Source organism: Gilliamella sp. GillExp13, assembly GCF_001690815.1.
GTDB classification, from domain to species: domain Bacteria; phylum Pseudomonadota; class Gammaproteobacteria; order Enterobacterales; family Orbaceae; genus Gilliamella; species Gilliamella bombi.
On record NZ_LZHJ01000055.1, the window covers coordinates 1 to 9,466 of the forward strand.

At 33.1% G+C, this 9,466-nt stretch carries 9 protein-coding genes; 5 read left to right on the plus strand and 4 right to left on the minus strand.

The window, feature by feature from the left end:
• The coding region (locus tag A9G37_RS13475; RefSeq protein WP_442903137.1) for a transposase at window positions 1–302 on the minus strand (302 nt) is incomplete at its 3' end.
• 246 nt (window positions 303–548) lie between these two features.
• The gene (locus tag A9G37_RS03785; RefSeq protein WP_034915091.1) at window positions 549–2,012 is read right to left on the minus strand and encodes an aminoacyl-histidine dipeptidase; all 1,464 of its coding nucleotides are present in this window, start codon (window positions 2,010–2,012) and stop codon (window positions 549–551) included.
• Between the two features lie 146 nt (window positions 2,013–2,158).
• Here A9G37_RS03785 and gpt point away from each other — a divergent pair, with 146 nt between their 5' ends.
• The 5 genes from gpt (at window position 2,159) to proA (ending at window position 7,609) form a co-directional block, all read left to right on the plus strand.
• Entirely contained in the window at window positions 2,159–2,695 is a 537-nt protein-coding gene (gene gpt, locus A9G37_RS03790; RefSeq protein WP_081296839.1) for a xanthine phosphoribosyltransferase, read from the plus strand.
• A gap of 23 nt (window positions 2,696–2,718) precedes the next feature.
• Complete coding sequence (locus tag A9G37_RS03795) at window positions 2,719–3,975, plus strand: alpha/beta hydrolase (protein WP_065574668.1); 1,257 nt, start codon at window positions 2,719–2,721, stop codon at window positions 3,973–3,975.
• A gap of 28 nt (window positions 3,976–4,003) precedes the next feature.
• Complete coding sequence (gene proB / locus A9G37_RS03800; RefSeq protein ID WP_141671041.1) at window positions 4,004–5,107, plus strand: glutamate 5-kinase; 1,104 nt, start codon at window positions 4,004–4,006, stop codon at window positions 5,105–5,107.
• Between the two features lie 26 nt (window positions 5,108–5,133).
• Window positions 5,134–5,427, plus strand: coding sequence for a hypothetical protein (locus A9G37_RS03805; RefSeq protein ID WP_065574669.1), 294 nt, complete (start codon window positions 5,134–5,136; stop codon window positions 5,425–5,427).
• Window positions 5,428–6,355: 928 nt separating this feature from the next.
• Window positions 6,356–7,609: a glutamate-5-semialdehyde dehydrogenase gene (gene proA, locus A9G37_RS03815; protein ID WP_065574671.1), complete on the plus strand. Its 1,254-nt coding sequence runs from the start codon at window positions 6,356–6,358 to the stop codon at window positions 7,607–7,609.
• 7 nt (window positions 7,610–7,616) lie between these two features.
• Here proA and A9G37_RS12505 read toward each other — a convergent pair whose 3' ends face one another.
• The gene (locus A9G37_RS12505; protein WP_141671040.1) at window positions 7,617–7,874 is read right to left on the minus strand and encodes an IS30 family transposase; all 258 of its coding nucleotides are present in this window, start codon (window positions 7,872–7,874) and stop codon (window positions 7,617–7,619) included.
• A gap of 50 nt (window positions 7,875–7,924) precedes the next feature.
• A partial coding sequence (locus A9G37_RS12805; RefSeq protein ID WP_176701853.1) for an SGNH/GDSL hydrolase family protein occupies window positions 7,925–9,466 on the minus strand: 1,542 nt, incomplete at its 5' end.

Consider the following 9,466-nt stretch of genomic DNA (forward strand, 5'->3'; position numbering starts at 1 on the left):
CGCCTTAGATAAGGTTTGAATTGTTCATAGCGCGCTTTATTTTGATAAAGATAGTTATAGATTGATTGGACGCTGACTTTCTTTAAACGTGCAGCAATCTGCTCTGGGCTGTAATAAAGCATGAGGTATTTTTCAACTTGGCGCCATACCGAAGACTCTATTGGCTTACCATTACCGCTGTTTTTTCGCCTTTTCCTAGCTAGGGTTACCGCATCATGTGCTTGATAGGCTTGATTAGGTTTTGAGTTTCTTTTTATCTCTCGACTTATTGTCGAAGGAAGTCTATTGAGTAGCTGGGCTATCTCTTTTTATATTCTTTCCAGCTTGTAATAATACGAAAATCTGGTATCTTTCCTTCCTAGAAAGGTGATTATAATACATAGCAATCTCCAAACTGTGGTGGTGCGAAGGTGCTAGTATAAATCACCTTTCTACTTTCTTCACTCCACCGTGTTTAAAATTGCACTTCATGTTTGAATCCAGGAATATAAACACGAGTAATCTGTTCGAAATGCCTGCCGATAAAGATCGGCAGGTGAGGTGTTGGATTATTTTAATAAAGTTGCTGATTTTAATATCGCTATCAATAATTCCCAATAACGATAAACACTTTGAATGTTAACTTTTTCATCTGGTGAATGCGGCGAAACAATCGTTGGTCCAATTGATATCATATCCATATTTGGATAACTTTGTTTAAATAAACCACATTCAAGCCCTGCATGAATCACCATTATTTTAGCTTTCTGAGAAAAAATTTCGTGATATTTATCTTTAGCAAGCTTTAAAAGCCGTGAATCTAAATTAGGTTCCCAACCTGAATAACCTCCACTTATTTCATAATTAGCATCTGCTAATTGGCTAAGTGATGTCAATGTTGATACCACTGCATCTTTAGCGCTATCGACTTGAGAACGAATAAGAAAATGGACATTAAGTTGATTGTCCTCAATACTAACAATACCTAAATTGAGCGATGTTTCAACCACACCATGAAGTTGATCACTCATTCTAACTACAGCATTAGGCGCTGAATTTAACCAGCTTATGATTTTATTTTGATGTTCTGTAGTTAATACGCGTTTTACTTTGTTTGATTCAACTTCCGATAACGTTATTTCGATAGCAGGTTCTACATGACCTAACTCACTATGTAAAATTGTTTGATACTGTTTAACAATGGCTTCTAATTTTGGCAGTTCTTGTTTATTTAGTGTAATTTCAATAAAGGCTTCTCTTGGGATCGCATTACGTAGTGAACCACCTTTTATATCAGCTAATCTAAACGAAATATCTTGTGCATATTGCGCTAAAAAGCGAGCCATCAATTTAATTGCATTTCCACGACCAAGATGAATATCACAACCTGAATGCCCCCCTTTTAATCCTTTAAGTGAAATGTTCATATAACAATCATGCTTTTCTGGCATTACTGCATAAGTAACAGCAAAGGTTGTAGTAAAGTCAACGCCGCCAGCACAACCTGTAAATATTTCGCCTTCATCTTCAGAATCAGTATTAATTAGATAGTGACTTTTCAGCCAATTAGGTTGTAAACCAAAGGCACCGTGCATACCAGTTTCTTCTGATACTGTTATCAATACTTCAATTGGTCCATGTTCAACAGCAGGATCAATTAAAACAGCTAATGCAGATGCTAACCCAACGCCATTATCAGCACCTAATGTCGTTCCTTTGGCTTTTACCCATTCGCCATCAACATAAGCTTGAATTGGGTCAGTTAAAAAGTCGTGACTAGTACCTTCATTTTTTTGTGGTACCATATCCATATGAGCCTGTAATGCAATTGATGGGCACTCTTCCATACCTTTGGTAGCAGGTTTACTTAACAAAATATTACCTACTTTATCAAGTTTGCAATCAATACCATGAGTTTTAGCAAAATCGACGATATATTTAGTTATCATTTGTTCATGGTGAGATGGGTGCGGAATTTTACAGATATCATTAAAAATCTGCCAAACAAATTTAGGCGTTAAAATAGAAAGCATAATATAACCTCAATATTAAGTATATAATAAATTAATGAGTGGTTTTTTTTATTGAATCGCATTATAATAAGGTGCAATTTTACATCTATTTTTAGTTCATTAATATTTATTTATTCATACAATCGATTAAAATTGCAGGTTACTCAATGTCAACAGATCAAATTTTATTAACAGAAGAAGAAATCCAAGCCAAAAAACAACATAAAGCAGAACTTATTGCTGAAAAGAAAAAATTCAATGTTACTTGGGAAATGTTGCAATCCTATGGGCGCCAACTTTCTGAACGCTTATTACCTGCAAATCAATGGAAAGGTATTATTGCCGTTAGTCGTGGTGGATTAGTTCCAGCGGCAATTTTAGCGCGCGAATTAAGTATTCGCTATGTCGATACCGTTTGTATTTCAAGTTATGATCATGATCATCAACGTGAAAAACTAATATTAAAACAAGCTAATGGCGATGGTGAAGGTTTTATTGTTGTTGATGATTTAGTTGACACTGGTAACACTGCTCATACAATTCGCGAAATGTACCCTAAAGCTCACTTCGTAACTATTTTTGCAAAACCTGCTGGTAAACCACTTGTTGATGATTATGTTGTCGATATTGCACAAGATACTTGGATTGAACAGCCATGGGATACAGGTGTTATGTTTGTTAAACCTATTAGCGATCATAAATAATTGATAAGGAAGTTAAGGTTGTTATGGCAACTACCGAAAATCTAACTGAACAGATATTTAAACCACAATTTGATTATCCTGAAACTTCAACACTTATCAATCGCATTGATAATAGTAATGGTAGTAGCATTAGCGCCTTAGATGGGGAAGTTGACTCCAGATGGTATCGAATTATTAATCCCATTTTGTGGCATTGGCGTGGATTACCCAAATTAGAGGCTGAAGCGGTTTTATCAAAAATTGCCGCTTCAACTCGACACCACACAAATGATACCTGGCTAGACACTGTTGTTGGTTATCAATCTGGCAACTGGGTCTATGAATTTTTAAATCAAGCGGCAGTATGGCAAGCTAAAGCTGAATCAATTGATGAAGCAAATCTTATAGATGAAAATAAAAATAATTTACACAATTATTATCTCATAGCCAGCATATATGCAAGTATTGCTAGTTATCCTCATTTTAAAAATGACCAACTAGCAATGTATGCCCAAACATGCGCTTATCAGTATTATGCAAAAGCTCTTCAATTTTCGCCATTTTTGATAAAAGAACTGGAATTTAAAGTCGATAATCGTAGTGTCAAAACAATTTTACATTTACCAAAATGCGAAGGGACTTGCCCTGTTGTGTTGATTTGTAATGCGTTAGGCAATTTGCAGATCGATTATTATCGTTATTTTAGTGAATTTTTAGCGCCGCATGGATTTGCCATGCTAACTGTTGATCTACCAACTGTTGGTTATAGCCGTAACTTTGCTTTATCACAAAATAGTAGCCAAATTCATCAAGCTATATTAGAGCAGTTGTCTTCTGTTCCATGGATAGATGATCATCGAATTGTTGTTGCTGGATTTAGATTTGGTTCGCATATTGCCACACGTTTAGCTTATTTGATGCCAAATAAAATAAAAGGCGTATTTAACTTTACTCCGTTTATTCATCAAATTTTTGTTGATAAAGATCTGCAAAAAAATCTACCAGATAGTTATAAAGATATGTTAGCTAGCCGTTTGGGATTACCTTCAATATCCAACCAACAATTGGCAGCAGAATTAAAATATTTTTCACTAAAAAATCAAGGACTTTTAACTCATGCTTGCCATGTGCCTGTTATGAATATCATCTTTAAGGATGATAAGTTAAGCGATCTTTGTGAAGCAAAATTAATTCATTCAATCAAACAAAATAAAGTAATAACTGTACCTAAAACACAGTTACAAAAAAGTTTGCATCAGGCATTAACACAATCAGTAAATTGGATGAAGTCTGTTATATAACGTGAAAAAATAAGAATATGCTATGACTATTAAAAAACAACAAACCGTGGTTATTAAATTAGGCACCAGTGTACTAACAGGTGGAACAAAACAACTTGATCGAGCACAAATAGTTGAGTTGATAAGACAATGCGCAAGTCTACATCAAGATGGACATAAAATTATCATTGTTACATCTGGTGCAATTGCAGCTGGGCGCGAATATCTTAACTTCCCTACCCTACCTAATACTGTTGCTTCAAAGCAATTACTCGCTTCTGTTGGACAAAGTAAGCTTATTCAACTTTGGGAACAGCTATTTTCTATCTATAAGATCTATATTGGTCAAATGTTACTTACCCGTGCAGACCTTGAAGATCGTGAAAGATTTTTAAATGCCCAAGACGTTTTAAAAGCAATGTTAGATAATCATATCGTTCCTGTTATCAATGAAAATGATGCTGTTGCAACCGCAGAAATTAAAGTTGGCGATAATGATAATTTATCAGCACTAGCTGCCATTTTAGCCGAAGCGGATAAGTTGATTTTATTAACCGATATTGAAGGTCTTTATACTGCCGATCCAAGAGCTGATAAAAATGCCAAGTTAATTCATAAAATTGATCATATTGACGATAATTTGCGAAGTATCGCCGGTGGTAGTGTTTCAGGGCTTGGCACAGGTGGCATGAGCACAAAATTACAAGCAGCTGAGGTAGCTGGAAGTGCAGGCATAGAAGTTATTATCGCTGCAGGAAATAAACCAAATATTATTATTGATATTGTCAATAATAAACCGATTGGAACACATTTTTCACCACAAAAAACACCATTAGAACATCGTAAACACTGGTTGTTTGGTGCACCAAAAGCAGGCAAAGTGTTATTAGATGATGGTGCTGTTAATGCGATTTTAAATAATGGTAGTTCGCTATTACCTAAAGGGATTATCAGCGTAGAGAAAGATTTTTCTCGCGGTGAAGTTATTGATATTTGCGACAAATTTGGCAAACGTATTGCGCAAGGTGTCAGTCGTTATAACAGTGATGCTTTAAGGCAAATTGCTGGGCATCATTCTCAAGAAATTAGTCAAATTATTGGCTATGAATATGGTCACGTTGCTGTTCACCGTGATGATATGATAATAAAATAAATAATAAACAACAAGAAAGGAAAATTATGGGATTAGCTATTGGAGGTATAATTGCTAATTGGTTAGCAGTGTTAAGTTTTTATTTATTGGAAGGAGATGAAATATCTAAAATAATTTTACCATTTTCACTTATTTTTGTATGCATTGCTACTTTAGGATTAGTTGCTACAATAATCAACAAAAATCTCGGTGGTGTATTAATTATTATTGGTAGTATCTTTTTTATTCCTTTAGGGTTAATTAGTATTTTTGGTGGAAGAAATATAATCGATCAAAGAAATAAGGAACTATTAAATGAAAGACGCAACTTACTAAAATAGAAATACGAGGCACTTTTAAGTGAAAAAATATCGAGTCAACAATTCAATGTGTTTAAAATTTTATGCTCGGCGTTTGATTAAATTGAAAATCATTATACTTATAATTACAAGTTTTCTATTATTAACTCTTCCTCAAACATTACATATATACCTAGGAATCTCCTTAACATCAATCATTTTTTCTATTTTGCAATACTATATGATTTATATCGAAATTGGAGCCGATTATATTACGTTAAGAACAACCCTTTTAGAAAGTCAGATTAGTGTACTTTTTGATGAAATAAAATTTGTTAAGTACGAATGTAAAAAAATACAAATTAGTTATTGTAATAGAATGACAAATGAAGAATCAATTCTAAAGATTAATTTAAATGTTCTTGAAAATAGTCCCAAAAAGGAACTATTAGATACGCTATATACCATTTTTATAAATAAAAAAATAACTTAATGGAAACAGGATATTCATCACTATCGACAAGATAAATTAAGAAATTTATATTATTTATAAAGATAGATTAATAATGAAAATACTAAAATTAATATTTAATTAATGAATATTACTATCAAACAAAAGGGAATAGAATTGAATATTGAAGTTAATAATTATTCAAATAACTGGCAAACAGAAAATCAATACTTGGTATTTTATCAACGATAAATATATAAAAATATTATTATTCTGTTATCTATAGTTTTCGTTATTTTTTATTTATTACTATGCGGTTCGTAAAAATACATTATTTTAGGTAAAACTTATATAACAGTAGGAAAAAAATAGTAAGTTAAAAATAGACTATAAACAAAATACTTCTTATAATCAAATTTTGATAGATTTAAATTGTATGACTGATGATAAGCAATCATTATTAAAAGAAATAAATAATATAAAACAACCAAATAGTAATATAAAATAGTGGTGATAATAATGTTACAACAAATGGCTAAAACGGCTAAACTTGCTTCATATCAACTAGCACAATGTCCTACCGCAATGAAAAACAACATTTTGATGGTTATTGCTGATTTATTAGAACAGCATAGCGCAAGTATACTCATTGCAAATGAAAAGGACATCCAAGCGGCGAAAAAACAAAATTTAAACGAAGCCATTTTAGATCGTCTACTCTTAACACCCAAGCGACTATCATCTATTGCCAATGATGTCCGTAAAATCATTTCATTAACTGATCCTATTGGTCAAATCATTGATGGTTCTACTTTAGAAAACGGTTTAAAGTTACACCGTCACAGAGTACCACTTGGCGTTATTGGTGCGATTTACGAGGCTCGACCAAATGTAACCATTGATATTACAGCTCTTTGTTTAAAAACAGGCAATGCCGCAATACTTCGCGGGGGTAAAGAAACAATCAATACTAATATGGCCACAATTTCTGTTATTCAAAAAGCGTTAAAACAAGTTGGTTTACCCCAGACAGCTGTTCAATATATTAATAATCCTGATCGTAAATATATTCATGAGTTACTTAAACTCGATAAGTATATCGATATGATTATCCCCCGAGGTGGTGCATCTTTACATAAATTATGTCGTGAACATTCAACAATACCCGTCATTACAGGTGGTATTGGAGTCTGTCACATTTTTGTTGATGAAAGTACTGATATTGATAATGCTCTACCAATTATTGTCAACGCCAAAACTCAGCGTCCAAGCACTTGTAATACGCTTGAAACGTTACTAGTCCACCGAAATATTGCGGAGCAGTTTTTGCCAAAACTTTGTCAGGTCATGGCAGATAATAACGTCGTATTACATACTGACCAAAACTGTTATGACATATTAAAAACAGGTAATGCAACTATCCTACCAGTAAAAAATGAAGAATTACGACAAGAATGGTTATCAAAAGATTTAAACGTGATCATTGTTGATTCACTTGAATTGGCTGTAGAACATATCCGCGAGTATGGTACGGGTCATTCGGAGTCCATTCTCACGCGTAACTTGCTTAATGCAGAACAGTTCGTAAATCAGGTTGATGCAGCTGCAGTTTATGTCAATGCATCAACACGTTTTACTGATGGTGGGCAATTTGGATTAGGTGCAGAAGTAGCAGTTAGTACACAAAAACTACATGCACGCGGACCAATGGGACTCGAAGCTTTAACTACCTATAAATGGATAGGTTATGGAGACAATTTAATTCGTCAATAATAAAATCCTAGATTACACCATGAAGAGCAATTCTTCTTAGCTCCTTAGAATAAAAATCGGCAGGGCTTTTAAACTTATGCCGTTTTCTTGGGCGTGTGTTCAATAGATATTGTATTTTCTTTATCTGTTTGTCGTCAACTACTGAAATGGCCGCTGACTTAGGTATAAACTGACGTATTAAGCCATTGGTGTTTTCATTTGTGCCTCTTTGCCAGCTTTTATAAGGCTCCGTGATGCAAAACGCGATAATTAAATGATAAATCAATTGATAATTGCATTTTGCATCAGTTTCAATATAAGAAAATAAATTTCTTTTTAACGATCTGTATACCAAACCTCAAATCGACTTAACTCAACATTCATTTCTTGAGTCAACCCTGCGCCACAGTATCGATAGATATTACCAGCAACACCAGATATTGGCGGAATACTATTTGTTACACCTTCCCACGATATTGTTTTTATCTGTGATTCATTCTGATAAAAATCTATTGTTGCATAGCCATTTTGATTAAAATACGCTCTCAATTTAATGCAGTGTTTCCCATCACTATCAACACTAACGGCCACAGAATCTCCAATTTTGGTATAATTTGATTCTTTCGTTTCCGTGTTATAGCGATGAACATAGATTGAAACAGTAGCGCCAAATCCAAAAAGTATAATACCATTTATCGTATTTTTTCTTCTCCCATTTGCTTGAACTAAAAAAATACCAGTTCCATTAGCAAACATTCCTTCCAAATAAATATTTGTTATTTTATCTTTATTGAATAATTGTATAACATTTGTTCCATAGTTGTCGTAAATGTCCGGTGAAAATTGAAATGATACAATTCGTGACGGTTCTGCTATTGGTGCTATTAATGTTTTATAATCTCGAAAAATACCCGTATTTTGTAATATATTTTTGTTTACCAATTTTGCTTGATAATTTGCAACAAAATCAAAATGACCAAACAATACCCCGGTAACAATATTATTATCTCCAACTAATTGAATCCGATTTAACCCATATTTTAATTGTCCTATATAATGGGGCGCATCAACCGTACTATAATCGTTAAATTGAAATGATAAAAAACCTGGTGTTGTTTTAATGATATTACCCGTTAATATGTCAGTTATTTTTATTATTGAGTCATTCGCATCATTTAATAGCATTCTGTAAATAATTGATGCGTCAACGTGCTCACACCATACCCAGATGTCCATCAGTATTTGATTTCTACAATCAAATTTAGATGATAAAACAAATGGATTTACCCCAAACTTAGCATTTGTTGTTGTAGACATAGCATCACTGCCAATCGGTGAATTAGACCTTGGATCTAAAAAATAAATGCTTTCATATGTATTATTACTGTCTATTTTTACTATATTATTAAATAGTATATTAGCTAACCAACTCGCTTGATATTGATGCCCTAAATCTCCCCAATGAGTTTTATCTGGTTGTAAATCAGCATAATTATATTTATCTGTGTTTTTTTGCATCCAATTTTTCATTGCTGTATCTAAGTCAAAAATAGGAATGTTTCGCATTTTTGCTATGTATTTTTTGAGATTATTCAGTCGCTCTATTTTTAATAATTTATTATCACCATGTCCAGTCAATCTTGAACGAACAACGTTACATGTTAATAAAATTGGTAGTGCACCTGATTTTTTTATTTTATCTATTAATAAATTTGTTTGAATTAGTGTGTCATTTAATACGTTAGTATTATTAGAACTTGCATCATTAATACCAAACCCAATAAAAACAATATCACATTTCCCGTAAAATTGATTATTTACTATCAATTTTTCGTAATTGTTTGTTGCCCATCCATTATCTAACCGTTGCCCAGAAAA

Bases quoted from the DNA above. Each gene is read 5' to 3' on its own strand.
- A9G37_RS03785 (WP_034915091.1), bottom strand. From the start codon at position 2,012: ATGCTTTCTATTTTAACGCCTAAATTTGTTTGGCAGATTTTTAATGAT.
- gpt (WP_081296839.1), top strand. From the start codon at position 2,159: ATGTCAACAGATCAAATTTTATTAACAGAAGAAGAAATCCAAGCCAAA.
- A9G37_RS03795 (WP_065574668.1), top strand. From the start codon at position 2,719: ATGGCAACTACCGAAAATCTAACTGAACAGATATTTAAACCACAATTT.
- A9G37_RS03805 (WP_065574669.1), top strand. From the start codon at position 5,134: ATGGGATTAGCTATTGGAGGTATAATTGCTAATTGGTTAGCAGTGTTA.
- proA (WP_065574671.1), top strand. From the start codon at position 6,356: ATGTTACAACAAATGGCTAAAACGGCTAAACTTGCTTCATATCAACTA.